Origin of the sequence: Mycobacterium sp. NPDC050441 (genome assembly GCF_040655355.1) — a bacterium.
Taxonomy (GTDB): Bacteria; Actinomycetota; Actinomycetes; order Mycobacteriales; family Mycobacteriaceae; genus Mycobacterium.
Map to the genome: position 1 here is coordinate 265,871 of NZ_JBFAJS010000003.1, position 26,327 is coordinate 292,197.

The 26,327-nt window shown below is 66.5% G+C and carries 23 protein-coding genes; 5 read left to right on the top strand and 18 right to left on the bottom strand.

What is annotated here, in order from left to right; translation table 11 throughout:
- The first annotated feature begins 56 nt into the window (after positions 1–56).
- From aroA to AB0I14_RS10300, 3 genes are all read left to right on the top strand, one after another.
- Positions 57–1,358: a 3-phosphoshikimate 1-carboxyvinyltransferase gene (gene aroA, locus AB0I14_RS10290; protein ID WP_358021206.1), complete on the top strand. Its 1,302-nt coding sequence runs from the start codon at positions 57–59 to the stop codon at positions 1,356–1,358.
- 6 nt (positions 1,359–1,364) lie between these two features.
- Positions 1,365–2,345, top strand: a complete 981-nt coding sequence (gene rsgA, locus AB0I14_RS10295; protein ID WP_358019811.1) for a ribosome small subunit-dependent GTPase A — start codon at positions 1,365–1,367, stop codon at positions 2,343–2,345.
- Positions 2,346–2,414: 69 nt separating this feature from the next.
- Positions 2,415–3,221: an SDR family oxidoreductase gene (locus AB0I14_RS10300; RefSeq protein WP_358019814.1), complete on the top strand. Its 807-nt coding sequence runs from the start codon at positions 2,415–2,417 to the stop codon at positions 3,219–3,221.
- Between the two features lie 3 nt (positions 3,222–3,224).
- Here the strand turns inward: AB0I14_RS10300 and AB0I14_RS10305 are convergent, their stop codons facing one another.
- From AB0I14_RS10305 to AB0I14_RS10340, 8 genes are all read right to left on the bottom strand, one after another.
- A complete protein-coding gene (locus tag AB0I14_RS10305) occupies positions 3,225–3,647 on the bottom strand; it encodes a hypothetical protein (protein ID WP_358019817.1) in 423 nt (140 codons plus the stop codon).
- A 191-nt stretch (positions 3,648–3,838) separates the two neighbouring features.
- Entirely contained in the window at positions 3,839–5,077 is a 1,239-nt protein-coding gene (locus AB0I14_RS10310; RefSeq protein ID WP_358019821.1) for a fatty acid desaturase, read from the bottom strand.
- Between the two features lie 68 nt (positions 5,078–5,145).
- Positions 5,146–6,291 (bottom strand): ferredoxin reductase, encoded by a 1,146-nt coding sequence (locus tag AB0I14_RS10315; protein ID WP_358019824.1) that lies wholly within the window; start codon positions 6,289–6,291, stop codon positions 5,146–5,148.
- A 58-nt stretch (positions 6,292–6,349) separates the two neighbouring features.
- Positions 6,350–7,774, bottom strand: coding sequence for an amidohydrolase family protein (locus AB0I14_RS10320; protein ID WP_358019827.1), 1,425 nt, complete (start codon positions 7,772–7,774; stop codon positions 6,350–6,352).
- A 21-nt stretch (positions 7,775–7,795) separates the two neighbouring features.
- Complete coding sequence (locus tag AB0I14_RS10325) at positions 7,796–8,305, bottom strand: hypothetical protein (RefSeq protein WP_358019830.1); 510 nt, start codon at positions 8,303–8,305, stop codon at positions 7,796–7,798.
- A gap of 9 nt (positions 8,306–8,314) precedes the next feature.
- Complete coding sequence (locus AB0I14_RS10330) at positions 8,315–10,102, bottom strand: BCCT family transporter (protein WP_358019833.1); 1,788 nt, start codon at positions 10,100–10,102, stop codon at positions 8,315–8,317.
- A gap of 62 nt (positions 10,103–10,164) precedes the next feature.
- Complete coding sequence (locus tag AB0I14_RS10335) at positions 10,165–11,574, bottom strand: wax ester/triacylglycerol synthase family O-acyltransferase (RefSeq protein WP_358019835.1); 1,410 nt, start codon at positions 11,572–11,574, stop codon at positions 10,165–10,167.
- A gap of 117 nt (positions 11,575–11,691) precedes the next feature.
- Complete coding sequence (locus tag AB0I14_RS10340) at positions 11,692–13,545, bottom strand: ABC transporter ATP-binding protein/permease (protein ID WP_358019838.1); 1,854 nt, start codon at positions 13,543–13,545, stop codon at positions 11,692–11,694.
- 157 nt (positions 13,546–13,702) lie between these two features.
- Here AB0I14_RS10340 and AB0I14_RS10345 point away from each other — a divergent pair, with 157 nt between their 5' ends.
- Complete coding sequence (locus tag AB0I14_RS10345) at positions 13,703–14,242, top strand: Rv3235 family protein (protein ID WP_358019841.1); 540 nt, start codon at positions 13,703–13,705, stop codon at positions 14,240–14,242.
- On the opposite strand, the gene secA is transcribed toward AB0I14_RS10345, so the two are convergent.
- The 9 genes from secA to AB0I14_RS10390 all read right to left on the bottom strand — a co-directional run bounded on the left by secA (position 14,239) and on the right by AB0I14_RS10390 (position 24,440).
- Positions 14,239–17,094 (bottom strand): preprotein translocase subunit SecA, encoded by a 2,856-nt coding sequence (secA, locus tag AB0I14_RS10350; protein WP_358019844.1) that lies wholly within the window; start codon positions 17,092–17,094, stop codon positions 14,239–14,241. The genes AB0I14_RS10345 and secA overlap by 4 nt on opposite strands.
- A 161-nt stretch (positions 17,095–17,255) precedes the next feature.
- Positions 17,256–17,903: a ribosome-associated translation inhibitor RaiA gene (raiA, locus tag AB0I14_RS10355; RefSeq protein WP_358021209.1), complete on the bottom strand. Its 648-nt coding sequence runs from the start codon at positions 17,901–17,903 to the stop codon at positions 17,256–17,258.
- A gap of 329 nt (positions 17,904–18,232) precedes the next feature.
- Positions 18,233–18,862: a ComF family protein gene (locus AB0I14_RS10360; protein ID WP_358019847.1), complete on the bottom strand. Its 630-nt coding sequence runs from the start codon at positions 18,860–18,862 to the stop codon at positions 18,233–18,235.
- 53 nt (positions 18,863–18,915) lie between these two features.
- Positions 18,916–20,676, bottom strand: coding sequence for an MtrAB system accessory lipoprotein LpqB (gene lpqB / locus AB0I14_RS10365; protein WP_358019850.1), 1,761 nt, complete (start codon positions 20,674–20,676; stop codon positions 18,916–18,918).
- Positions 20,673–22,328, bottom strand: a complete 1,656-nt coding sequence (gene mtrB, locus AB0I14_RS10370; RefSeq protein WP_358019853.1) for an MtrAB system histidine kinase MtrB — start codon at positions 22,326–22,328, stop codon at positions 20,673–20,675. Before mtrB ends, lpqB begins: the two co-directional genes overlap by 4 nt.
- Complete coding sequence (mtrA, locus tag AB0I14_RS10375; RefSeq protein ID WP_019343547.1) at positions 22,325–23,011, bottom strand: two-component system response regulator MtrA; 687 nt, start codon at positions 23,009–23,011, stop codon at positions 22,325–22,327. The genes mtrB and mtrA overlap by 4 nt, the downstream gene beginning before the upstream one ends.
- A gap of 52 nt (positions 23,012–23,063) precedes the next feature.
- Positions 23,064–23,696: a dTMP kinase gene (locus tag AB0I14_RS10380; protein ID WP_358019859.1), complete on the bottom strand. Its 633-nt coding sequence runs from the start codon at positions 23,694–23,696 to the stop codon at positions 23,064–23,066.
- A gap of 40 nt (positions 23,697–23,736) precedes the next feature.
- Positions 23,737–24,135: a hypothetical protein gene (locus tag AB0I14_RS10385; RefSeq protein WP_358019862.1), complete on the bottom strand. Its 399-nt coding sequence runs from the start codon at positions 24,133–24,135 to the stop codon at positions 23,737–23,739.
- An 11-nt stretch (positions 24,136–24,146) separates the two neighbouring features.
- Positions 24,147–24,440 carry a hypothetical protein gene (locus AB0I14_RS10390; protein ID WP_358019865.1) on the bottom strand — a complete coding sequence of 98 codons (294 nt, stop codon included), beginning with the start codon at positions 24,438–24,440 and terminating at the stop codon, positions 24,147–24,149.
- 174 nt (positions 24,441–24,614) lie between these two features.
- Between AB0I14_RS10390 and AB0I14_RS10395 the strand changes: the two genes are divergently transcribed.
- The gene (locus tag AB0I14_RS10395; protein WP_358019868.1) at positions 24,615–25,460 is read left to right on the top strand and encodes a helix-turn-helix transcriptional regulator; all 846 of its coding nucleotides are present in this window, start codon (positions 24,615–24,617) and stop codon (positions 25,458–25,460) included.
- Here AB0I14_RS10395 and AB0I14_RS10400 read toward each other — a convergent pair.
- Positions 25,415–26,305: an LLM class F420-dependent oxidoreductase gene (locus AB0I14_RS10400; protein ID WP_358019871.1), complete on the bottom strand. Its 891-nt coding sequence runs from the start codon at positions 26,303–26,305 to the stop codon at positions 25,415–25,417. The genes AB0I14_RS10395 and AB0I14_RS10400 overlap by 46 nt on opposite strands.
- Positions 26,306–26,327 lie beyond the last annotated feature (22 nt).

The window sequence follows — 26,327 nt, forward strand, 5'->3', positions numbered from 1 at the left end:
GTTGCAGAGTCCGCGGACAAGGCAGGATGTAGTGCGTGAGCGCACGTGAGGAGCAGATGACACATTGGCCGGCTCCGTCGGCCACGACCCCGGTCGACGCCTCGGTGACGGTGCCCGGTTCGAAGTCTCTGACCAACCGCGCGCTCGTGCTGGCCGCTCTGGCCACCGCGCAGGGCCCCTCGACGGTCAGCGGCGCGTTGCGCAGCCGCGACACCGATCTGATGATCGACGCCATCCGCACCCTGGGCGTCAACGTCACGCCGGCCGAACATGACGACACCGAGCTGACGATCAGCGGCCGCATCGCGCCCGCCCCGGATGCGCGGGTCGACTGTGGACTGGCCGGCACCGTGCTGCGATTCGTGCCTCCGGTCGCCGCGTTGGGCACGGCATCGGTCACCTTCGACGGCGACGAGCAGGCCCGGGCCCGACCGATCTCGCCGCTGCTCAATGGGCTACGCGGCTTGGGAGTCGACGTCGACGGAGACGCGCTGCCGTTCGCGGTGCGCGGCCGTGGCGCAGTGGCGGGCGGCACCGTCGAGATCGACGCGTCGGGGTCCTCGCAGTTCGTCTCCGGGCTGTTGTTGTCCGGTGCGACATTCACCGACGGGCTCACCATCGTGCACACCGGAACCTCGGTGCCCTCGGCCCCGCATGTGGCGATGACGGTGGCGATGCTGCGCGACGCCGGCGTCCAGATCGATGATTCGGTCCCCAATCGCTGGCGGGTCTCCCCCGGACCGATCGCCGCGCGGGCCTGGCACATCGAGCCCGACCTGTCGAATTCCACGCCTTTTCTGGCCGCGGCGATCGTCACCGGCGGAACAGTGCGCATCGCCGACTGGCCCTCGGTCAGCATCCAGCCCGCCGACACCATCCTCGGCCTGCTGACGAAGGTGAATGCGACTGTTCACCAACGTGATTCATATCTGGAGGTCAGTGGCTCCGAAGGCTACGACGGGTTTGACGCCGACCTGCACGATGTCGGCGAACTGGCCCCGACGGTGGCGGCGCTGGCCGCGCTGGCCGGTGACGGCGCCACCTCGAGGCTGCGGGGCATCGCCCATCTGCGCGGACACGAAACCGACCGGCTGGCCGCGCTGACCGCCGAGATCAACGGACTCGGCGGCGACTGCGCCGAAACCGAGGACGGGCTGCTCATCACGGCGCGCCCACTGCACGGCGGGACCTGGCGCTCCTATGCCGACCACCGGATGGCCACCGCCGGGGCGATCATCGGCCTGCGGGTGTCCGGTGTGGCTGTGGAGAACATCGAGACCACGGCCAAGACCCTCCCCGATTTCCCGCTGATGTGGGAGCAGATGCTGACGGGCGACCCGCACACGAGGGGGAAGTAAACCACCTTGGGAGCGCGGGAGTACGACGAATCCGATGTCCGGATCAGGCCGGGCCGCGGTACCCGTCCGCGCACCAAGATCCGCCCCGACCATGCCGATGCCCAGTCCGCGATGGTGGTCACCGTCGACCGCGGCCGCTGGGGCTGCGCGCTGGACCGCGACCCGCATCACCGCGTGGTCGCGATGCGGGCACGTGAGCTGGGCCGCACCCCGATCGTGGTCGGCGACGACGTCGACATCGTCGGCGACCTGACGGGCCGGCCGGACACCCTGGCCCGGATCGTGCGCCGCGGTGAACGCCGAACGGTGTTGCGCCGCACCGCCGATGACACCGATCCGACCGAACGGGTGGTGGTCGCCAATGCCGATCAGCTGTTGATCGTGGTGGCGTTGGCCGACCCGCCGCCGCGTACCGGATTCGTCGAACGCGCGCTGATCGCCGCGTACGCCGGCGGACTGACACCGGTGCTGTGCCTGACGAAATCCGATCTGGCCGCACCCGAACCGTTCGCTGCGCAGTTCGCGGATCTGGATCTGACCATCGTCACCGCGGGTCGCGAGGATCCGCTCGATGTAGTGGAACCGCTGTTGACCGACCAGGTCACCGTGTTCCTCGGACATTCCGGGGTGGGCAAATCCACCCTGGTGAACCGTCTTGTCCCAGAGGCAGATCGGGCCACCGGCGAGGTGTCCGGGGTGGGCAAGGGCAAGCACACCTCGACCCAGTCCGTGGCGATACCGCTGGACGGCCAGGGCTGGGTGATCGACACCCCCGGGATCCGCTCGTTCGGGCTGGCCCATATCGAACCGGACGATGTGATCAGGGCGTTCTCGGATCTGGCCGACAGCATCGAGGACTGTCCGCGCGGCTGCGGCCACATGGGCCCGCCCGCCGATCCCGAATGTGCGCTGGACACGTTGTCCGGCCCGGCTGCGGGCCGGGTCGCCGCGGCCCGGCACCTGCTGGCCGTGCTGAAGGAAGCCTGACCGACTCCGCATACCGCTGTGCGGCACATGAGGTCAACTGTCGAACCCGGCGCACTATGGTCGCTAATCGTGGCTACTTACGTTCTCACCGGCAGCGCCTCTGGGCTTGGGGCGGCAACCAAGAAACGGCTCGAATCCGACGGGCATCGGGTGATCGGCGTCGACCTGCGCGGCGCCGACGTCAACGTGGACCTCAGCACCCCGGACGGGCGCGCGGAGGCGATCGTCAAGGTCACCGAGCTGGCCGACGGCGGTATCGACGGTTTCGTCCCGTTCGCCGGACTGGCGGCCGCAACCGGGCGTCCGGCGCATCTGCTCATCGCCGTCAACTACTTCGGCGCCATCGAGCTGCTCGAAGGTCTGCGCCCGCTGCTGGCCGGCCGGGAGACCGCGTCGGTGGTGCTGATCAGCTCGAATTCGACTACCAGCCAACCCAATTGGCCGGTCGAGCTGGCCGATGCCTGCCTGGCCGGTGATGAGGCAGGCGCCAACACCGTCGCCTCCACCTACGGCGATTTCGCGGCGCTGCAGGCTTACCCGGCGACCAAGGCCGCCCTGGCGTACTACGCCCGCACCAAGTCCGCGGAGTACATCGCCGACGGCATCCGGCTCAACGCGATCGCGCCGGGGCTCATCGACACTCCGATGACCCAGGAGGGTCGTAAGGATCCGTTGACCGGCGAGGCGATGGAGCAGTTCCTCAAGACCATCCCCGCCGGGCGGGGCGGACGCCCCGAAGAGGTGGCCGCACTGGTGGCGTTCCTACTGGGGCCCGAAGCGGGATATTTCGTCGGGTCCGTGATCTTCGTCGACGGCGGCACCGACGCTGCTTTCCGCGGCCGGGACTGGCCGAAGGTGTGGGAACTCAATATGTGACGGTCAGTGCTTGGGCTTGGTCTCGTCGGCCGCCGCCTGCTGCTGCTCCTCCTCGGCCTGCTGCTTGGCCGCCGCAATAGCCGCACGTCCCTCGGGGCTGGCCGCCGAGTTGCCCGGGGTCTTGGCCGAGGCCACCCCGGCATTGCAGTTCAGGTTGAGCAGCACGGTGTCGGTGACCGGCGCGAAGTTGTCGCCCTTGTGCCAGGACGCCTTTTCCGAGCTCGCCACCACGCAGTCGTCGTCGGCCTCCGAATCACCCGAGCGGGTCGCAACGACACCCTTCATCCCGGCGTCGGACAGCGCCGACTGCACGTCGGAGTACTTCTGCCCGGCGTAGTCGTCGGCCGCTGCGATACCGGTGGTCAGTGCACCCACGGGAACGGCCGAGGCGCCGAGCACCATCGCAACCGCAAGTAGCTTCCTCATCGCGAACTCCGTTCCGGGCGGTGCCTACCTGTTGAGGCCACAGGTTATGAGCGGCGGCTGCGAGGACCCTGGGAGTACGACGGGTGGTTGCTTGGAATCTGGACAGGGCGCGGAAACGAATGTGGGCTTGTGTCGGGATCTCGGCGGATCCTCGGACACAAGCCCACATTCGATGAAGAAACCAGATGAAACTACTTGCGGCGCCAGCCCCGCACTGTCGCGATGGCCGTCTTCAGGCCACGGCGACGCCCGGTCTCCGGGTCGGTGACGCCGTACCCGTCGAGCTCGGTGAACATCCGCTCGCTGCGGGTTTCCGGGGCGTTGTCGGCGGTGTCACGCAGGAACCGGTCCGGCAGCGACAGTTTGGCGATCGTGCGCCAGGTCTTCCCGTACTGCACCAGGAAGGGTCCCGTGGTGTAGGGCAGGTCGTACTTGTCGCACAGCGCCCGCACCCGGACCGCGATATCGGCGTACCGATTGCTCGGCAGATCCGGGAACAGGTGATGCTCGATCTGGTAGCTCAGGTTGCCGCTCATGAAGGCCAGCGCCGGACCCGAGTTGAAGTTGGCGCTGCCCAGCATCTGGCGCAGGTACCACTGGCCGCGGCTCTCACCGACCATGTCGGTCTTGGTGAATTTCTCTGCGCCATCGGGGAAATGGCCGCAGAAGATCACCGCGTTGGCCCACACGTTGCGGATGACGTTGGCCACCGCGTTGGCCTTCAGCGTGGACTTGAAGGTCGCGCCGGGCGACAGCGCGGTGAGCGCAGGCCAGACGACGTAGTCCTTGGCGACCTGGTTGCCGGCCTTCACCCCGAACTCGCGAACCCGCATCAGCGTGGCCTTGCGGTCGTCGCGGCCCTTGAAGATCTTGCCGAGCTCCAGGTGCTGCAACCCGACGCCCCACTCGAAGCCGATCGCCAGCAGGGTGTTGAACAGCAGGTTGCCGTAGAGGTTGAACGGCTTCCACTTCGCGTCGCGGGTGACCCGAATGACGCCGTAGCCCACATCGTCGTCCATGCCGAGAATGTTGGTGTACTTGTGGTGCATGAAGTTGTGGGTGAAGCGCCAGTGCTTGGATGCCCCGCTCATGTCCCACTCCCACGTCGAGGAGTGAATCTCGGGATCGTTCATCCAGTCCCACTGGCCGTGCATGACGTTGTGGCCGATCTCCATGTTCTCGATGATCTTGGCCACGCCCAGGGTCACAGTGCCCGCCCACCACGCCGAGCGGCGCGAGCTTGCCGCCAGCATCACCCGGCCCGCCACCTCGAGGGCGCGCTGGCCGGCGATGGTGCGACGGATGTAGCGCGCGTCGCGCTCACCGCGGGAGTCTTCGATGTCCTGACGGATTGCATCGAGCTCGATGCCCAGATTCTCTATGTCGGCATCAGTGAGATGCGCGAACTCGGGAACGTCGGTAATTGCCATCGTCGGCCTCCTCTCGCTTACCTACGGTAGCGTAACCTACGATGCCGTAGGTTACTAGCCGGTAAAGTCTAAATGTCCAGCACGCAGTCGCCGGACGCTGCCGAAACACACGTCTGAATCCGGGTTCCGGGCTCATGTTCGACGCCGGTGCGCAAGTCGCGCACATGTCCGTCGACCAGGCCCACCACGCACGACTGACAGATACCCATCCGGCAGCCGAACGGCATCTGGATGCCCACCTTTTCGCCGACGTCCATCAACGGCGTCGCCCCATCGATGGTGGCTTCCTTACCGCTGCGCTCGAACGTCACCGTGCCCCCGGCGCCGTGCGGTGCTGCCCGCGACACCGCGAACCGTTCCAGGTGCAGGTGCTCGGCGATGCCGGCGGCTTCCCATACCTGTTCGGCATCATTGAGCATGCCTTCGGGCCCGCACGCCCACGCTTGACGCTCACGCCAATCGGGAACCACGTCGCCGATCTGCGCCAGATCCAGCCTGCCCTCGGTCCGGGTGCTGCGCAACAGCAGCCGATAACCGGGATGCGCATCGTGCAGTGCGGCCAGCTCCGAGCCGAACATCACGTCGGAATCGGTTGGCGCGGAATGTACATGCACGATGTCGGTGATCTGGTCACGACGGACAAGGGTGCGCAGCATCGACATCACCGGGGTGATGCCAGAACCCGCCGTCACGAACAACACCGTGGCCGGCGCCGGTTGAGGCATGACGAAGTTGCCCTGCGGAGCCGCCAGCCGCACGACCGTGCCCGGCTGCAACCCGTCGACCAGGTGCGCCGACAGGAACCCCTCGGGCATCGCCTTGACCGTGATCGCGATGGTGCGCGCGCCGAAGTGGGATTTCTCCGGCGTCGAGGTGAGCGAATACGACCGCCAGCGCCAGCGCCCGTCCATCAGCACGCCGATACCGACGTACTGGCCGGGCTCGTATTCGAACGAGAATCCCCAGCCCGGTTTGATCACCAATGTCGCGGAATCGGCAGTTTCCCGCCGCACCTCGACAACCCGTCCGCGCAACTCCCGCGCCGACCACAACGGGTTGGCCAACTTGAGGTAATCGTCGGGCAGCAGCGGTGTGGTCACCTGCGCGACGATGCGACGCAACGCGTTCCAGCCCGGACGCCGCTCGGCGCCGGCGATGGTCGGGCGGACCGTATCGGCCACATTGGCCGAGACCTTGATCGAGTTCTTGGCCATGAACCTACGGTACCGTAGGTTACTGCCCCGTAGCTAGTCGGACGACGGCCATCGCAGGTCAGGACACCAAAGTGTTTTTGTACGTTTTCCCGTCCTTCATGATCACTTTGAAGTTGTGCTCCGGGTCGGCGACCAGGTCCAGGCGTGCCAACGGGTCGCCGTCGACCAGCAACACATCCGCCAGGGCACCCTCTTGAACCACGCCCAGCTTGCCCGCGTAGGGGCTGCGCTTGCCCGACATCGCGAGCAGTTCGGCGTTGGTTCCGGTGGCCATCGTCAACGTCTCGGCGGGCGAGAACCACTTACCGAGCCCCGCCAACAGCGCCCCCTGTTTCGGTGCCAGCTGCGGCGAGAACAGGATGTCGGTGCCGAAGGCCGTCTTGAGTTTGTACTTGCGGGCCAACTGGTAGACGTTGCCCACTCCGTCGACGATCTCCTTGGCCTTCGCGGCCTCGTCGGAGCCCGGCGGGAACGCCCCGATCATCTCGGCCGGGATGGGCTGCGTGCTCAGCCAGATGTTCTTGTCCGCCATCTCCTTCGCCGTTGCCTCGTCCATCAGATGTGCATGCTCGATGCACGTGACCCCGGCGCGGATCGCCTGCTGGATGGTCTGCGGGGTGTAGGCGTGGACGGTCACATAGGTGCCCCAGTTGCCCGCCGCTTCCGTGGCCGCCCGCAACTCGGGTTCGGTGAAGGTGGTGACGTCGAGCGGGCTGTGCGGTGAGGACACGCCGCCGCCGGCGGTCAGCTTGATCTGCGACGCGCCCTGGAACAACTGCTCGCGCGCGCGCATCCGCACCTCGTCGGGGCTATCGGCCACCATGGCCGCGCCGAGTTCTTCCTGCCGCGACGGCGGGCCACCCGGATTGCGCGGAAGGTCCGCGGGCGTACGGAAGTCACCATGGCCACTGGTGACGGTGATGATCGCGCCCGACGGGAAGATGCGCGGACCGTTGACGACGCCTTCGTCGATGGCCTGCTTGAGCCCGAAGCTCGGGCCGCCGAGATCGCGGACTGTGGTGAACCCACGCATCAAGGTGTCGTTGGCCTCGGCGCCGGCCAACAGGTTGAGGTACCCCGGATCCAAGGTCGTCAACTGTGTCACCGGCGGCCGCACGAGCATCGTGTGCCAGTGGTTGTCGATCAGGCCCGGCATCAATGTGCGACCGCCCCCGTCGATCACCGTGGCAGCCGGATCGGCCGGCAGCGCCTCGGTGGAGATCCGTTCGATCCGGTTGCCTTTGACCCGTACATTCGACGGCGCCGACAGCCGATCACTGTGACCGTCAAAGATTTTGACGTTGCGGAAGTCCGTGATGGCCGGCCCGGCGCCAGGAGGTGCCGCAGGCGGCGGTGCCTGCGCGGACTCCGCGGGGCGATCCGGCTCTGAGGATCCGGCCGATGAGGTGTCGCCGTCACCGGTCGAACACGCCGCACTGGCCAAGACCACGGCCAGCACCGTCAGCAGCCCGAATCCGCGCATCAAAATCTCCCGTCGAGTCGATCAGAGCAGTTCGAGCAGAAACGGCAGTTCCTGCGGGGCGTACCACGCCAGGTCGTGATCCTGGGCGTCTCCCACCGTGAGTTCGGCGTCCTCGTCCCCCATGTCCGCCTCGTCGATGACATCGACGGCGGCCAGCACCGCCGACTCCGCATCGGCATTGTCGACGTACACCGCGACGACGGCGTCGATGGGCAACGGCCCGGACAACCGCACGACGGCGTCATCGAGGTCGGGACGGATCGTGACCTCCACATGCGCCCCCGTATCGGCCACCACCACCGCGCGGCGCGGCGGCAGACCCGAATCGGTCGGCCCGCCGGCCAGCAACCGCAAGGAGGCCAGCGCGGCTTCCCGCAAGGCCACCTCGGCGAGTTCGTCGTCGTCACCCTCGGCGTAGGCCTCCCGCAGCGTCGGGGTGACCGCGAAGGCGGTTCCGTTCACGACGAGCAGGTGACGGTCGGCGACGAGCTGCTGCAGGGCGACCAGGGTCGTCGGGATGTAGACGCGCACACCGCGAGGTTAATCGTCCACGGCGTCTATGCGGTCGTCGGCTTGCGGGTCCTTCTCCACGGAAAACACGAAATCGTCGCCGTGCTGGGTGACACCGGCGACCACAGCATCGTTGACGGCTTCCAGCGCGTACTCGCGGCGCACCACCAACGGATCCTGCCGCAGGTCGCGGACCAGCGACACCGCGAGCCCGATCATCACCAGGACGAAGGGCACCGCGACGATGATCGTGATCGACTGCAGACCGTTCAGTGCATCGGCACCGCCGACCAGCAGCATGACCGCCGCCACCGCACCGGTGGCGACGCCCCAGAAGATCACCGTGGGCCGGGTCGGTTTGATGGTGCCGCGTTCGGACAGCGAACCCATCACGATCGACGCCGCGTCGGCACCGGATACGAAGAAGATGGCGACCAACACCATCACCACCACACTGGTGACCGTCGCGATCGGATACTCGCCGAGCAAGCTGAACAGCTGCTTCTCCTGGCTGCCCATTCCTGCCAGGTCCACACCGTTCTGCTGCTCGAAGATGGCCGCGCCGCCGAACACACAGAACCAGATCACCGACACCACGCTGGGCACCAGCAGCACGCCCGTCACGAACTGCCGGATGGTGCGGCCACGGGAAATCCTGGCGATGAACATCCCGACAAAGGGGGTCCAGGAGATCCACCAGGCCCAATAGAAGATGGTCCAGCTCTGCAGCCAGGTGCTGACCGCGTCGCCTTCGGCGCCCGTCCTGGCGGCCATCTGCGCGAGATCTCCGAAATAACTGCCGATGGAGGTCGGAATCATGTTGAGCATGAACATGGTCGGGCCGACCAGGAAGATGAACAGCGCCATGCCCAGTGCCAGCACCATGTTGATGTTGGACAGCCACTGGATCCCGCGCGCGACGCCCGACACCGCCGAGAGGACGAACGCGACGGTCAGGACCGTGATGATGCCAACCAAGACGGCATTGCCGGTTTCACCGATTCCGGCGACGATGTGCAACCCGCTGCGGATCTGCAGCGCGCCGAGGCCCAGCGAGGCCGCGGACCCGAACAGCGTGGCGAAGATCGCCAGCATGTCGATCACCTTGCCCCACGGCCCGTTGGCGTGTTTGCCCAGCAGAGGCTCGAACGCGGCACTGACCAACTGCAGGCGGCCCTTGCGGTAGACGCCGTAGGCGATGGTCAGGCCGACGACGGCGTAGATCGCCCACGGGTGCAGCGTCCAGTGGAACATCGTGGTGGCCATCGCGGTCTCCGCGGCCTGGGGATTGCCCGGCCCGCCGGTGCCCGGTGGCGGGGAGGCGAAATGCGACAGGGGCTCGGACACCCCGAAGAACATCAGGCCGATCCCCATGCCGGCACTGAACATCATCGCCACCCAGGACACGGTGCGGAATTCCGGTTCATCGTCGTCACGGCCCAGCGGGATGTTGCCGTAGCGACTCATCGCGAGCCAGATCACGAAAACCACGAACCCGGACGCGGTCAGGACGAACAGCCAACCGACATCGGCCATCACCCAACTGAGTGCGTTCGACGATGCCGCGGCAAGTGAACCCGTGCTGACGAATCCCCAGACCAGGAATGCGAGAGCGATGACAGCGGTGACCCCGAATACGACCCAGTCCACACCGGCGCGGCGGGTGTAGGCCTTCTGCTCGACCGGGACGTCGAGCACCGGGTGGTGGGGCACCACCTCGGCAACCGACTTGAGCGCATTTTCAGTTCTCTTGACGACTGATTTCTTGGCGTCTTGCGTGTTCTCGTCGGATCTACTTTTTCGTATCTCAGCTGGCATGGTCAATTCATCAGACCGCGAATTGCGGCTCAGGTCAAACAGCCCACACGTTGCGCCAGGTTTTATCTGGCCGCCTCGAGCAATTCCTCGAGAGATTCACGGAACAGGCTCGGCAACACGTCGACGTCGCTCATCGCGTCCCGGTCGGCGTTGATCCCGAAGTACAACATGCCGTTGTACGACGTCACCCCGATGGCCAGAACCTGGTTCTGCAGCAGCGGCGGCACCGCGTAGGTCTCCAGCAACTTGGTGCCCGCGACATACATCTGCTTCTGGGCCCCGGGCACGTTGGTGATCAGCAGGTTGAACAGCCGCGCCGAGAAACCCGTCGCCACCCGAATACCCATGGCGTGCAAGGTCGGCGGTGCAAATCCGGACAGGGTCACGATGGTGCGCGCGTCGACGAGGCTGGCCGCGGTGGAATGCGATTCGGTGGCATGCGCGATCTGCGACAGTCGCACCACCGCGTTGCCCTCGCCGACCGGGAGGTCGACCAGGAACGGCGATACCTCGCTGATGGCCTGGCCCGGCCCAGTGGAGTCCAGTTCGGCATCCGGGTACACCGACATCGGCGCCATGGCCCGCACCGTGGTGGTCGGGGTGACCGGTTCTCCGCGCGACAGCAGCCAGTTGCGTAACGCGCCGGCCACCACGGCCAGGACGACGTCGTTGATGTCGCAGTTGTAGCGGGCCCGCACCAGCCGGTAATCCTCCAACCGATGCTCGTCCACCGAGAACCTGCGGTTGCGCGAGACCGTGGTGTTGAGCGGGCTGCTGGGGGCGGTACCGCGCGCCACCGTGCGGGCCATGTCGGCAACCCGCCGGCCCACCGCCGCCAGTTCGCTGGCACTCGTGGCCACCTCGGTCACGGTGTCGCGCAAGGCGGCGAGCTGGCTGGTCGGCCGGGTGATCCACTCCCCGATCGCGCCGAGCACCAACTGGCGGTCGCTGGGTTCGCGGGCCGGGATCCAGATGTCCTCGCCGAACTCCGGCGGCTTCGGCGCACGATCGGCGATCACGTGCCCGATCTCGAGCGCGGTCATCCCGTTGACAAGGGCCTGGTGCGTCTTCGTGTAGATCGCGATGCGGTTCTTGGTCAGCCCTTCGACCAGGTACATCTCCCACAGCGGACGGGTCCGGTCCAACGGCCGCGAGCCGAGCCGGGCGATCAGGTCGTGCAGCTGCGCGTCGCTGCCCGGGGACGGCAGCGCCGACCGCCGAATGTGGTAGGTGATGTCGAAATCCCGATCATCCACCCACACCGGCCGGGCCAGGCCCAGCGTCACCTCACGCACCTTCTGGCGGTAACGCGGAATCTGCGGCAACCGATGCTCGACGGTCTCCAACAGGGTCTCGTAACTCAAGCCGGCACGCGGCTTGCGCAAGATCGACAAGGACCCGACGTACATCGGCGTAGCGCTGTTCTCCAGATGGAAGAACGCTGCATCGGACGCCGACAGCCTGTTCACCATGCGGCGCCACCCTCCCCTTCTCGCTCCGCTCGAACCCCGTCACGTTAACCGGCGATTCTGCTACTGCGCATCACGGGTGCTGCCGCGCGTCAATTTCACGCCGGAGCTGCCGAGAGTTCATGCCGTAATCACCGAGAGCTCCCAGCGCCCGCTGCCCTCCAACTGCAGTCGCGACCGGTGATGCCGGTCGATGGTTGACCGGTGCCCGACGCTCACCACCACGGACTCGGGTAACCGTTCACGCACCAATCCATACATGGCGTCCTCGAGTCCCTCGTCCAACGCGGAGGTCGACTCATCGAGGAACACCACCCGCGGACGGACCAGCAGCACCCGCGCAAATGAGACCCGCTGTTGCTCACCCAGGGAAAGTACCGACGCCCAGTCCGCTTCGTCGTCCAGGCGCTCGGTCAGATGCCCGAGGGCCACCGCGCGCAAGGTGTCCCGCAGTTCGCTGTCACTCACGTCGGCAATCGGAAGCGGGTACACCACCGAGGCCCGCAGATCCCCCAGCGGCAGGTACGGCAGTTGTGGCAGGAACAGCGTCGCCCATCCGGACGGGTACTGCACAAGTCCCCCAGTCCGCGGCCAAAGCTCGGCCAGGCTACGCAGCAAGGTGGTCTTACCGCAGCCGGACGGACCCTTGACCACCACACTGTCCCCCGGGTTCAACACCATCGACAGATCGGTGATCAGCGGCCGCCCCTGCAGGTCATCCACCTGCACCTCGGTGAGCGCCAGCGAATCGCGGGTGGCCTCAACCGAGATCCGGGGCAACTCCCGTGCCCGGTGATCGTGAGCGAGCATCTGGTCGATGCGCATCAGCGCGGCGCGGTAGACGGTGAACTCGTCATAGCTGTCCCGAAAGAACGCCATTGCCGCACAGACATTTCCGAAGGCCGCGACGGTCTGCAGCAGGCCGCCGAGCGTGATCTGGCCGGCGAAGAACCGGGGAGCCTGCACGATGTAGGGAATCATCCCGGTCGTCACGTCGCCGACCCCGCGGTTCCAGCCGTTGAGTCGCAACTGGGCGAACACGATGCGCCACATGTTGGCGATGATCTCGGCGAACCTCGAGTGCAGCAGTTGCCGTTCACGCTCCCCACCGCGGTAGAACGCGACGCGCTCGGCACTGTCGCGCAATCGAACCAGCGCGTACCGGAAACTGGCGCTGAACCGTTCGTTGAGGAAGTTCAGGCGCACCAGCGGGCGGCCGATCCAGAACGCGACGACCGTCACCGTGATCGAGAAGACGAACGCCACGAACACCATGGCCCGCGGAATCGTCCAGCCGCCCAACTGCAACGGACCGGACAGTTGCCACAGCACACCGGTGAACATGACGATCAACAGCGACCTGTTCACCGCTCCGATGCTCATGTCCACCGACTTGGTGGTGAACGTCTCGACGTCGGTCTGGATGCGCTGATCGGGGTTCTCCACCGGAGGGTCCAGAAACCGGTTGCGATAGAACGCATCGCCGGTCATCCAGTCGTCGACGAGACGGGTGTTGAGCCAGATGCGCCAATGGATCGAGAAGACCCGGCGCAGGAACAGATCGACCACCGTGTAGATCACGGTGAGTGCCACCAGAATCCCGCTGATCGCAAACGACGTCATGAACGCCTGGCGTGCAGCGTCGAGCTTCGCGCCGTCATGGGTGGCCAGTGCCTCCGCACCAGCCTGCACCGCATTCATCAGGTCCGCATACTGGTAGGTGAAAATCACCACCACCCGCGCCGAATACACGGTGTGCCAGAGGATGAACGCCAGCAGCGCCCAGGTGCGCCAACTGCCCGGCCCGCTGAAGAACGGCGCGGTGACCCGCCAGAACTGTTGTCCCCAGCGGGTGAATCTCGCGATCAGCAGCGCCACTGCCAGGAACACCACAAGGGTGATCCCCCACGCCTGCAGCGTCCATATCAGCGAGCGCAGCGGCTCGGCCGGCCAATCGATGCTGGGCTGAACCATTCCGCTCCCCCTGGTTCGACGACTCTCGTCACGCTAACCGGAGAAACCGAGCACCGGATTATGCGTGCCTCCGGCACGCCGCACCCCATGCGATCATGGGTAGGTCTGCACCTCTCCAGCAGATGTCGTCCGTGATGCCGACCGCTGGAGGTTGCCTGTGCCCACCCCGAAACTTCCCGCGCAATCCGCCACTGCGAACGGTTCCCGGCGTCTGCCGCTGACCGCCCCGGTGATCGACTGCGAGCCGCCCGCCCTGCTGCTGGGAGGCACACCGGTTGCCTTGCCGGCACTGCCGGCACTGCCGGCGCCCTGTCCGGCACCGACCGTGCTGCACGGGCACAGCCCGCGCCGGTTGCGGTTGGTCGGCCCCGAGACCGACGGGCAATTGCAGCCCGGCGCCGCACAGTTCGCCGATATGGCCCTGCGCCGGGTCCTTGAGGTCGTCGACCGGCGCAGGCCACCGTCCCAGCTGAAATCACTGATGAGCCAACTGCTGCTCGACGCGGTCATCGCTTCCACCGCGTCCCGCCACGGCACCACCGCCAGCCTGCGCCGGGTGGGGCTACGCCCGGCAGCCTCACCCGAGGCCGCCGAGCTGTTCGCCACCTACACGCGCGGGCCGCGCGTGCGCGCCATCGCGGGACGTATCGAATCACGCAGTGGCCGTTGGCAACTCACTGCGCTGCAGCTCGGTTAGCTCTTGCGGTGCGACTTCGACGGCCGGCCGGTCTTGGCCTGCTTGCGGGCCGCTTCGCGACGCTCACGCCGGGTACCACCGGCCCCCGCGGAATGTCGCCCGCCACCGCCGGAGCGCTGCACCTCAGCCGTGCCGTCCTCGGACGGTCCGGTGTAGGTCAGCGGCGGTGCGTCATTGTCGATCCCCTTGGCACGCAACGCCGGTGCCGGCCGCTCCTTGGTGGCCACCGCACCGGAATCCGCGTCGGCAGCCGTGGCCTCACCAGCCTTCGCCGCGGCGGCCGCGGCGAACTCGGCCAGCCCACTGGGCGCGGCCACCGGTGCGACTTGAGCGCTGGGGGCAGCCGGCGCGGCCTCGACCTGAACGTTGAAGAGGAACCCGACCGACTCCTCCTTGAGCGCGTCGAGCATGCCGACGAACATGTCGTAGCCCTCGCGCTGGTACTCGACCAGCGGATCGCGCTGCGCCATCGCCCGCAGGCCGATGCCCTCCTTGAGGTAATCCATCTCGTAGAGGTGCTCACGCCACTTGCGGTCGATCACGTTGAGCAGGACGTTGCGCTCCAGCTGACGCATGGCACCTTCGCCCGCCAGTTCTTCGAGCTGCTTCTCGCGCTCGGCGTACGCACGGTCGGCGTCGGCGACGAGCGCTTCGAGCAACTCCTCGCGGGTCAGCTCACCGGGCTCGCCCACCGCATCGGAATCGACCAGGTCGTGGTGGTCGATACCGACCGGGTACAGCGTCTTGAGCGCTTCCCACAGCTTGGCCAGATCCCAGTCCTCGGCGTAGCCCTCGGCGGTCGCACCGTCGACGTAGGCGGTGATCACGTCGACGAGCATGTCGTGGGCCTGCTGTTGGAGGTTCTCGCCCTCCAGCAGCATCCGGCGCTCCTTGTAGATGACCTTGCGCTGCTGGTTCATCACCTCGTCGTACTTGAGGACGTTCTTGCGGACCTCGAAGTTCTGCTGCTCGACCTGGGTCTGCGCGCTCTTGATGGCGCGGGTCACCATCTTCGCCTCGATCGGCACATCGTCGGGCAGGTTCAGCCTGGTCAACAGCGACTCCAGCGTCGCGCCGTTGAACCGTCGCATCAACTCGTCACCCAGCGACAGGTAGAAGCGGGACTCGCCCGGATCGCCCTGGCGGCCCGAGCGGCCGCGCAGCTGGTTATCGATACGCCGGGACTCGTGGCGCTCGGTGCCCAGCACGTACAACCCACCGGCATCGGTGACCTTCTCGGCCTCCTTGTTGGCCTCTTCCTTGATGGCCGTGAGGGTGTCGTCCCAGGCGGCCTCGTACTCCTCGGGGGTCTCCACCGGGTCCAGGCCCTTTTCGCGCAGGCGCTTGTCGGCCAGGAAATCGGCGTTGCCGCCGAGCACGATGTCCGTACCACGGCCGGCCATGTTGGTGGCGACGGTGATCGCGCCGAGGCGGCCGGCCTCGGCGATGATGTTCGCCTCCTGCTCGTGGTACTTCGCGTTCAGCACGTTGTGCGGGATCTTGCGCTTGGTGAACTGCCGCGACAGGTACTCGGAGCGCTCGACGCTCGTCGTACCGATGAGGACCGGCTGGCCCTTCTCATAGCGCTCGGAGACGTCGTCGACGACCGCGATGTACTTGGCTTCCTCGGTCTTGTAGATCAGGTCGCCCTGATCGGCACGCACCATCGGCTTGTTGGTCGGGATGGGCACCACACCCAGCTTGTAGATCTCGTGCAGCTCGGCGGCCTCGGTCTCGGCCGTACCGGTCATGCCGGACAGCTTGTCGTAGAGCCGGAAGTAGTTCTGCAGCGTGATCGTGGCCAGCGTCTGGTTCTCGGCCTTGATCTCGACGTGTTCTTTGGCCTCGATCGCCTGGTGCATGCCCTCGTTGTAGCGGCGGCCCAGCAGCACGCGGCCGGTGAACTCGTCGACGATGAGCACCTCGCCGTCGCGGACGATGTAGTCCTTGTCGCGCTGGAACAGCTCCTTCGCCTTGATGGCGTTGTTCAGGTAGCTGACCAGCGGCGAGTTGGCGGCCTCGTAGAGGTTCTCGATGCCCAGCTGGTCCTCGACGAACTCCACACCCAGCTCGTGCACACCGATGGTGCGCTTGCGGATGTCGACCTCGTAGTGGGTGTCCTTCTCCATCAACGGGGTCAGCCGGGCGAACTCGCTGTACCAGTTGGAGGCGCCGTCGGCGGGCCCCGAGATGATCAGCGGGGTACGGGCCTCGTCGATGAGGATCGAGTCGACCTCGTCCACGATGGCGAAGTTGTGGCCACGCTGGACCATGTCCTCGGTGGAATGCGCCATGTTGTCGCGCAGGTAGTCGAAGCCGAACTCGTTGTTCGTGCCGTAGGTGATGTCGGCGTGGTATGCCGCCCGGCGCTCCTCCGGGGTCAAGCCCGAGAGGATGACGCCCACGTCCAGGCCCAGGAACCGGTGCACGCGACCCATCCACTCGCTGTCGCGTTTGGCCAGGTAGTCGTTGACCGTGACAACGTGCACGCCCTCACCGCCGAGCGCGTTGAGGTACGCCGGCAGCACCGCGGTCAGGGTCTTGCCCTCACCGGTCTTCATCTCGGCGACGTTGCCGAAATGCAGCGCCGCGCCACCCATGATCTGGACCTCGAAGTGCTTTTGGGACAGCACCCGCCACGCCGCCTCACGGGCCACGGCGAACGCCTCGGGAAGCAGGTCATCGAGGTCCTCGCCGTCGGCGATCCGCTTCCTGAACTCGTCGGTCTTGGCTCGCAACTCGGCGTCCGAGAGCTTCTCCATGTCGTCGGACAAGGTGTCGACATAGTCGGCCACCTTCTTGAGGCGCTTGACCATGCGGCCTTCACCGAGACGGAGCAACTTCGACAGCACGCTATTTCCCCTGTGGGTTCGATGGATCCCGTGGGCGGGATCGCACGGGCTTAGTTGACGTCCATCGTAGGTGACCGGTCGAAGTCGCTGGTTCTGCTGGCGACAACAGACAAAATCGCACCCCGGAATGCTCCGAGGTGCGATTCTGCGTCTGCCGGCGCTCAGGCCAGGCGGATCAGCCCGTAGTCGTAGGCATGGCGGCGATACACCACCGACGGGCGGTCGCTCTCCTTGTCTTGGAACAGGAAGAAATCGTGGCCGACCAGCTCCATCTCATAGAGGGCGTCGTCGACTGTCATCGGCTTCGCGGGGTGTTCCTTGGTCCGCACGATCCGGCCCGGCTCATGGTCGTCAAGACCATCAAGGGCGGGAGCATCGTCGGACACGGGTTGGGTGTCGAACAGCGTCTCGTGCGCGGTTGCTTCGGACAGCGAGACCGGGGTCTTGTCGCCGTAGTGGATCTTGCGGCGGTCCTTGCTCTTGCGGAGCCTGCTCTCGAGTTTGCCTGCCGCTGATTCCAGGGCGGCATAGAAGCTGTCTGCGCAGGCCTCGCCGCGCACCACCGGGCCACGGCCGCGGGCCGTGATCTCGACGTGCTGGCAGTTTTTGCGTTGACGGCGGTTGCGTTCGTGGTCGAGTTCGACGTCGAACAGGTAGATGGTGCGGTCAAACCGCTCCAGGCGCGACAACTTCTCCGAGACGTACATACGGAAGTGATCAGGAACTTCGACGTTTCGACCTTTGACCACAACCTCTGCGTTCGGCTCCGGGGTGGTGTCGCCGACCTGTTCGTCGGGGTCGACCACCATGGTGGCGCTTGTATCCGGGGAATGGGTTGACATACTCGGCAACTCGTTTCTCTCAGTTGTCACACGCATCGCGCGTGCCCTACTTCTCAACGAATCGTGATGGTGCCGATGGGCCGAATAGTTTGCTCCACCCATCGGCGCAAGGTGTCAGGTACTCACCTCCTACCGTTTAGCGGTGAAGTGGCGCTGCGTTTCGGGAGCGCCGCCGTGAGTCATTCACGGGTGGTTGCTGCCGACGGTAGTCCGTGTTCACCCACTCGTGCCACCAATTTCAAATACGTGTTCTCAGTTCTTCATGTGGGTTTGATCTCAACGAAATGACGCGCGCGTCAGGCATGCGAAATCGCCAGTACAGCAGACACGTCGACCCCCGCCGCCGTGAGCATCCGCACCGATTCGGCCGCCGTGGCTCCAGTGGTGACAATGTCGTCGACCAGCACCACTTCACCCGCGACCGGTCGGATCAGACGCACCCGTCCGGCGATGTTGCGCTGGCGGGCGGCGCCGGACAGGCCCACCGAATCACGCACCCACGGCCGCAGGCGCAGCGCGGGCACGACGCGAACACCGGGTAGCCCGGCAACCGCTGCCGTCGCGATCCGGCCGACCGGATCACCTCCGCGGCGACGTGCCGCGACGCGGCGGGTGGGTGCCGGGACCAGAGTCACCGGAGTACCGACGACGCCCCAGGTCAGCAGGTGCTGCAGGCCGACATTCAGGGCACCGGCCAGCGGGTCGATCAGGTCGGTGCGACCGTGCTCCTTGGCTGCCACGATGGCGCGCCGGCGGACACCCGCATGGCGGCCCAGGGCGAACACCGGGACTCCCGGATCGGTTCGTGGGGTGACCAGGTGCGGCTCGTCGTCACCAACACCGAGCTGCACGGCACACGCCGCACACCACCGGGTCGACGGTGCCCCACAGCCACCGCACTCCAGCGGCAGGATGAGGTCGAGCATGCCGGCAGTCTGCGCGCCGGGGGTGACATCGTCGCTGCGCCACGTGCTCGGCCTCAGCCGGGCAGCACCGGCAACGAACCGGGAACCATCAGCGGCCGGACCTCGACCCATCCAGGATTGTCTTCACTGACCGACGCGGACAGCTGCATCACGCCGCGCTGATCGGCGACGTAGACCGTCGACGGATTCGCGGCCACCGTGCCCACCGGAACCTGCAGATTGCGGCTGGGCCCGTCCGAATTCACCCCGTCGAGATTGACGTAGGACACCGGGTGCGCCGGATCGGTCCGACTGACCACGATGTCGTCGCCGGTCCGCCAGGACAGCGACACCACCGTGTTGCCCAGGCCGAAGCCGAGACGCCGCGGATAGGTCAGCAGGAACTGGCCCTCGGGAGTCCGCTCGATACCGGCCAGGATCACCTGCCCACCGATCACCATCGCCGCGCGGGTGCCGTCCCGGGACAGCTGCAGTTCGGTGATCGGGCCCGGATAGCGGGTTGTCACCGCCGCCGCGTCGACGGGAATGCGGGCCGGCACACCGGAGGCGTCGCGGATGGCGCGCACCACGTTGGCGTCATCGACCACCACCCACACGGCCTGATCCAGCGACCAGCTCGGCCGGCTGAGGGTGCGGCCCTCGATGGCCTTGGCAGTGGGCCCTCCCAACGGCCCCATCCACAGCGAGGCGGCAGTGGCCTCCGGGGCGTCGGGCAGCACCACGACCGACGCCGCGTCCTGACCGTTGCGCGACACCGCGGCCGACATCTGATTGGGCGCCGAGCCGAACGCCCCGGGCACCCGGCTGGTCTGTTGCCCGTCCAACGCCACCAGGGAACCGCCGACCAGCGCGTGCAGACCGGCGGCCGACCCGGGGACCGCCCCCGGGTCGGTGGCCGCGACGTCGGATGTCTCCCAGCCGTCGGCGAACCGGTCATCCAGCGGGGCACCGTCGACGTTGATCACGTAGGGCCCACTGATCCCGGCCCGCGACAGGGTCCAGATGATCTGTGCGGCAAGCAGTTGCCGACTGTGCGGATCGGTGGTCGAGAGATTATCGAGGTCGATTCGGGCGCCACCGTAGCCGCGTCCCACCCCGGTCTTCCCACCGTCGGCCCGGGTGACCGGACCGCGTAGCCGCAAGGGCGGGTCGAGCAGATTGCGTACCGCCCTGGCTATTTCCGGGCGTGGGCCGGAAACCAGTTTGGAGATCAGTTCGGTGGCCACCTGGTCGGGATCGGACACCGCGACATAACGGGGGTCGGGCACGACCGTGGTTCCGGTCGGGTCGACGAAATAGAGCGTGTTGCGCTTGTAGGTGGACTGAAACTGCTGCCAGTCAAGGAAAACCCCGTTGGGCAGCCGGTCGATGCGCCATCCGCCCGGAGTCTGGACGAGCTCGATGGGGCCGGGGTCGGGCAGTGCCCCCTCCCCGGTCTCGAACACCCCCATGTCGGACAGCGATCCCAGGATGTCTGCCCGCATGCTCACCGAAACCCGGTCTGCGCCGCGGGTTTCGACGAACACCACCCGATCGAGCAGCAGTGCGCTGCCGGCGTCGTCCCATGAGCTGGACGCCGATTCGGTGAGGAACTGCCGGGCCGCCAGGTGCCGGTTCGCGGGATCGGCCGTGGCCTTGAGGAATTCACGCAGCAGCACGTCAGGGTCCATGCCCGGCGCCGGTTTGGGCAGGTTCGGTGGTGCCGGTCTGTCGACGGTGCCGATCGCTTGCGGGGAGGACGAATTCGGAATTCCCGCGCATCCGGACACCAGAACTACCAGACCGACGATCACCACCGTCAGCAGGCGCTTCACACGTTCTCCTCCGCATGCTCCCGGTCGGGACGCTGCCGCGACTTTTGTTGCTGCGAAACAGGTTTCAAAGGCAGCGGGCTGGTGGTCACCTTGTGTCCGCGCACCAGCGGCAGCGTCAGGCGGAAGCACGCTCCCTTGCCGGGTTCACCCCAGGCTTCCAACCGGCCCTGGTGCAGGCGCGCGTCCTCGATGCTGATGGCCAGGCCCAGTCCGGTGCCGCCGGAGCGGCGTACCCGCGACGGGTCGGACCGCCAGAACCGGCTGAACACCAGCTTTTCCTCACCGGGACGCAGGCCGACACCGTAATCGCGCACGGTGACGGCGACGGTGTCCTCGTCTGCAGCCATTCGGATGCGGACCGGTTTACGTTCGGCGTGATCGATGGCGTTGGCGATGAGGTTGCGCAGGATGCGTTCCACGCGGCGCGGATCCACCTCGGCGATCACCTCGTCGTTGGGCGTGTTGACGTCGAGCTCGACCTCGGCGTCGGCCGCCAGGTGCCCGACATTGTTCAATGCGCTCTGCACCGTGGTCCGCAGGTCCACCGACTCCACCGACAGCTCGGCCACGCCGGCGTCGTGGCGGGAGATCTCCAGCAGATCGGCCAGCAGGGTCTCGAACCGGTCGAGTTCGTTGACCATCAGCTCGGTGGACCGGCGCAGCGCGGGGTCGAGGTCCTCGCTGTGATCGTGGATCAGGTCGGCGGCCATACGCACCGTGGTCAGCGGGGTACGCAGTTCATGGCTGACGTCGGAGGTGAAGCGGCGCTGCAGATTACCGAATTCCTCGAGCTGCTGGATCTGGCGCGACAGGCTCTCGGCCATGTCGTTGAACGACACCGCCAGCCGGGCCATGTCGTCCTCGCCGCGCACCGGCATCCGCTCGGTCAGGTGGCCTTCGGCGAACCGCTCGGCGATGCGTGAGGCCGACCGCACCGGCTGCACGATCTGGCGGGCCACCACCAGGGAGATCGCCGCCAGCAGACCCAACAGCACCACGCCGCCGGTCGCCATCGTGCCGCGCACCAGGGAGATGGTGCTTTCCTCGTTGTTCAGCGGAAAGATCAGGTACAGCTCAAGATTGGGCACAGACGAGGACGCCGGGCTGCCGACGATCAGCGCAGGCCCGGAGAACGCATCGGTCGCGACCGTGGTGTATTGGTAGCTGACCTGCCCGGCCTTGACGAAGTCACGCAGGGCCTTGGGCACCTGTTGCACCGGCCCAGCCGCAGCGGCTTCGCGTGGCCCGTCGCCGGGAACCATGAGCACCGCGTCGAACGCGCCGGCCACATCCGCGCGGGCGTCGGCCTTGCGATCGATCAGGGTGTTCCGGGCCAACTGCAGGCTGCTGTCGAGCGAACGGCTCTCCTCACCACCGACGATGCCGCCGACCGTGACCCGGGCCCGTTCCACCTCCTCGGTGGCGGCCTTGACCTTGACCTCAAGGATCCGGTCCGTGATCTGGCTGGTCAGCACGAAACCGAGCACCAGGATGACGGCGAGCGAGAGCCCCAGTGTCAGCGTCACGACCCGTAGTTGCAGCGAACGACGCCACACCAGGCTGACCGCCCGACCAAGCGTCCCCAATCCGCGCAACAGCGGGCCGGATCCTCCCCAGCGACCACGAATGCGCCGTCTGGAGCTGAAGATCACGGGGGTCCGGCCTTGTATCCCACTCCTCGAACGGTCAACACCACCTGCGGGTTCTCCGGGTCTTTCTCAACCTTGGCCCGCAACCGCTGGACATGCACGTTCACCAAACGGGTGTCAGCGGGGTGGCGATATCCCCACACCTGTTCGAGCAGCACATCACGAGTAAACACCTGGCGTGGTTTGCGTGCCAGCGCCACCAGCAGGTCGAACTCCAGCGGTGTCAGCGAAATCTGCTCGCCCTGACGGGTCACCTTGTGGGCCGGCACGTCGATCTCGACATCGTTGATCGACAGCAGCTCGGCAGGCTCGTCCTCGTTGCGGCGCAGCCGCGCACGCACCCGGGCCACCAGCTCCTTGGGCTTGAACGGCTTCATCACATAGTCGTCGGCGCCGGATTCCAGCCCCAGCACCACGTCGACGGTGTCGGTCTTGGCGGTCAGCATGACGATCGGGACACCGGAGTCGGCACGCAGCACCCGGCACACGTCGATCCCGTTCATGCCGGGCAACATCAGGTCCAGCAGCACCAGATCAGGCCGCAATTCGCGGACCGCGGTGAGCGCCTGGCTGCCATCGCCGATGACGGCGGTGTCGAATCCCTCGCCACGCAAGACGATGGTGAGCATCTCGGCCAGCGATGGGTCGTCATCGACGACAAGGATCCTTTGCCTCATGGTGTCCATGGTGTCACCCGATCGCGATAAAACCGGGGTACCACACGCGGGTTTCTCGGCTTTATCTGCTGCTTAGCCGACCTGCCAGGGCTGCCGGGTCCACATCCGGGCCCGCGACCGCCCATCGACCGCACCAGTCGGCGGCCGCCAGCGAGGCATACACCGCTCCGGTGCGCTGCTGTAGCCCGCCGTCGCGCTCGTAAACGTCCTTGGCGCGGTCGGCCTCGGTGTTGGCGCGATGCTCGGCCCGCTGAGCGGCCAGCTCGGTCGGGACGTCGAGCAGTACCTGCCAATCCGGACTGGGGAGTTTGAGGCGGTCGAACTCGAGCTCACGCACCCAGCCCACCGCCTCACCGTCGGCACCCTGGTGCAGCCTCGCCGCGCTGTAGGCGGCATTGGAGGCGACGTAACGGTCCAGGATGACGACGTCGTAGGCGCCCTGCAGATGTTGGATCTCCTCCCGGGCGCCGGCGCGGTCGAGCGCGAACAGGGCGGCCATCGCATAGACGGAGTCGGCCAGATCGCCGTGGGCGCCGTGCAGCGCCTCGGCGGCCAGGTCCGCGGGCACCGACCGGTGGTAGCGCGGAAATGCCAGGCTGCCGACGGACCTGTGATCGGCCTCGAACGCCGCCCGCAGGCCGTTGGTCAACGTACGCTTGCCTGCGCCGTCGACACCTTCGATCGCAATGAGCACGCCGCGAGCCTATCCCTGAGGCCGGGCCCTGGCGTGACGACTATCGCTGCGAGGATGGCCGTTGTGCCGGCGGTACGTAGCCCGGTGTGAATCCACGTTCCTGCACAATCAGATTCAGGTCGCCGAGCGAGCATTCCTCGATGTCGTCGAAGGCGATGTCCGGTTTCAGTTCGGTGTGGAAGATCGGGTGCCCGTCGGCGTCGTAGCCGCCGTAGCCCTTGTCGGCGTAGACGTCGACGTACTTCACGATCCCCATCGCATCGGCGGCCCGACGTGCATAACCCTCACCGCCCCCGGACCAGAGCATGATCCGGGTGTTCTTCATGCTCGCCAGCGTGATCAGCAGTGTGCGGATGCGCTCGTTGGCCACATAGCCATCGGTGATCGTGTTGTCCCGCAACGTCCCGTCGATGTCGAAGGCGATCGTCACCTGCTTCATTGCCTATCCCCCTATTGACCGCTCAGCCAGCCGTAAACCCTCAGACTCACGGCCCCGAACAACAGCAACGGCCCCGAGACATCTGTCAACGGAGTCGATCCCACCACCACGGTGGCCACTCCGGCGACGATCGCGAACACCAGGAACAGTAGCCGGACGGCCAGGAAGGTTCGCTCGCGTAGCACCGCACGCAGTGTCGGGCGCGGCACGCTGCGCACCAGCCAGACGATCACCGCCACCAACCCGAGCGTCAGCAAGGCGGTGAAAATCCTTTGTACCACGGCCGGTTCGGAATCTTCGTGCATGGAGACGCGCAGTACCCGGATCCAGCCGGCCCGCCCCGAGGAATCCGTTGATCGACGTCGTCAACTCGCCCCACTTCAGCCTGGTGACCTGCATTCCTCCGGCCGCCAAGCCAGGGGGTGACACCACCAGGCCGACGTGCGTGCCGGTCCCGGCGGCACTTCTACTATCGTCTTATGAAGCGCGAGCAGCTCAGCGATTTCCTGCGAACTCGCCGTGCCCGGCTCAAGCCGGCCGACGTGGGGTTGGTGGTCGGCGGCCGGCGACGGACCCCGGGACTGCGCCGCGAGGAGGTCGCTCTACTGGCCGGTGTCGGAACCTCCTGGTACACGTGGCTCGAACAGGGCCGCGACATCAACGTGTCGTCGAGCGTGCTGGACGCGATCGGCACCGCCCTGCAGCTCTCGCAGCCCGAACGCTCGCACCTGTATTCGCTGTCGGGGATGAATCCCCCGCCTGCTGGTGAGCGCACGACCGAAGTCACTCCCGAACTTCTCCATCTGCTCGAGGCATGGTCGCCGCGACCGGCGATGCTGCAGGACCAGTACTGGAATCTGCTCGCGGTCAACGAAGCGACCCGGCTGGTGTTCGGCTACGGCAGCACCGATCGCAATTGCCTCGTCACGTTCTTCACCAACAGGCGCTACCGCGACATGTACCTCCACTGGGCAGCGGCCGCGCCGGGGGTGGTGTCCGCGTTCCGCGCCGACGCGGCACGGTATCCAGACGATGTCCGGTTCGCCGAGATCGTCGAAGATCTCGGCACGGTCAGCCCTGAGTTCGTCGAGCTGTGGGGACGGCACGACGTGGGTCGCCATTCACAGGCGATAAAGGCCGTGCTTCATCCTCAGACCGGCGAGCTGGTGTTCGACAAGACCACCCTGGCCGTCACCGATCATCCGGGCTGGCACCTGGTGCTGTACAACCCGAGACCCGGGACCGGTACCGACGAACGGCTCGACACCCTGATGCGGGCTCAGTCGCGGAACGGCCTGGTCAGCTCGGCAAGTTCGTCGAGATAGCGCAACGCCTCGGTCTCCGCGGCTGCGGCGTCGCGGAAGAACACGCAATGATCGACGCCGCCTTCGGCCAACACCTCGAGCTCGCGGTGGGTCAACGGCGTGATCGTGCTCTGCCGGTCGGGCCCCAGGTAGCCACGTCGGTCGGCACCGATCAGTGTCACCGGAATCCGGTCGCGTCCGCGCTCGTCGCCCCGGCGCCGAAGATCCTTCACCCGGGTCACCAATTCCTCGGGTGTGCCAACCAGATTCGGTGCCCACTGGTCACCGTATTCGAGTACCCGTTCCAACACGGTGGGACCGTTGCCGCCGACGAGCACCGGCAGATGGGGCCGCTGGACCGGTTTGGGCCATGAGTACATCGGGTCGAAATCGACGAACTCGCCGTGGAACTCGGCTTTCTCGGCGGTCCAGATCTCTTTCATCGCCAGCACCCGCTCGCGCATCAACGCCAGCCGGGTCCTCGGTTCGGTGCCGTGATTGCGCATCTCCTCACGCAACCAGCCGGCGCCGACGCCGAGCAGGAAACGACCGCCGGAGAGGTGGTCCACGCTCGCCGCTTCCTTGGCGAGCGTGATCGGATCCCGTTGCACCACCAAGGCAATCCCGGTACCGAGGAGCAGTCGATCGGTGACGACGGCCGCCGCCGACAGTGCCACGAAGGGGTCCAGCGACCGGTAGTAATCGTGCGGCGGCAGGTCGCCTTCGGGCGGTACCGGCCCGGCCACCGGCAGATGAGTGTGCTCGGCGACGAAAAGTGAGTCGAACCCCCGCTCCTCAAGGGCTATCGCCAGTTTCGTGGGCGCCAGGCCCCGGTCAGTGAGGAATGTGCTGACTCCGAACTTCATACCTCCACCGTGCCGCTCGGTC

Excerpts from the sequence above, each read along its gene's own strand:
- AB0I14_RS10390 (WP_358019865.1), bottom strand. The coding sequence starts at position 24,440 with ATGCACGAAGATTCCGAACCGGCCGTGGTACAAAGGATTTTCACCGCC.
- AB0I14_RS10310 (WP_358019821.1), bottom strand. The coding sequence starts at position 5,077 with ATGGCAATTACCGACGTTCCCGAGTTCGCGCATCTCACTGATGCCGAC.
- AB0I14_RS10305 (WP_358019817.1), bottom strand. The coding sequence starts at position 3,647 with ATGAGGAAGCTACTTGCGGTTGCGATGGTGCTCGGCGCCTCGGCCGTT.
- AB0I14_RS10395 (WP_358019868.1), top strand. The coding sequence starts at position 24,615 with ATGAAGCGCGAGCAGCTCAGCGATTTCCTGCGAACTCGCCGTGCCCGG.
- AB0I14_RS10400 (WP_358019871.1), bottom strand. The coding sequence starts at position 26,305 with ATGAAGTTCGGAGTCAGCACATTCCTCACTGACCGGGGCCTGGCGCCC.
- AB0I14_RS10330 (WP_358019833.1), bottom strand. The coding sequence starts at position 10,102 with ATGCCAGCTGAGATACGAAAAAGTAGATCCGACGAGAACACGCAAGAC.
- mtrA (WP_019343547.1), bottom strand. The coding sequence starts at position 23,011 with ATGGACACCATGAGGCAAAGGATCCTTGTCGTCGATGACGACCCATCG.
- AB0I14_RS10315 (WP_358019824.1), bottom strand. The coding sequence starts at position 6,291 with ATGGCCAAGAACTCGATCAAGGTCTCGGCCAATGTGGCCGATACGGTC.
- AB0I14_RS10335 (WP_358019835.1), bottom strand. The coding sequence starts at position 11,574 with ATGGTGAACAGGCTGTCGGCGTCCGATGCAGCGTTCTTCCATCTGGAG.
- AB0I14_RS10360 (WP_358019847.1), bottom strand. The coding sequence starts at position 18,862 with ATGCTCGACCTCATCCTGCCGCTGGAGTGCGGTGGCTGTGGGGCACCG.
- aroA (WP_358021206.1), top strand. The coding sequence starts at position 57 with ATGACACATTGGCCGGCTCCGTCGGCCACGACCCCGGTCGACGCCTCG.
- raiA (WP_358021209.1), bottom strand. The coding sequence starts at position 17,903 with ATGGTGGTCGACCCCGACGAACAGGTCGGCGACACCACCCCGGAGCCG.
- AB0I14_RS10340 (WP_358019838.1), bottom strand. The coding sequence starts at position 13,545 with ATGGTTCAGCCCAGCATCGATTGGCCGGCCGAGCCGCTGCGCTCGCTG.
- AB0I14_RS10385 (WP_358019862.1), bottom strand. The coding sequence starts at position 24,135 with ATGAAGCAGGTGACGATCGCCTTCGACATCGACGGGACGTTGCGGGAC.
- AB0I14_RS10320 (WP_358019827.1), bottom strand. The coding sequence starts at position 7,774 with ATGCGCGGATTCGGGCTGCTGACGGTGCTGGCCGTGGTCTTGGCCAGT.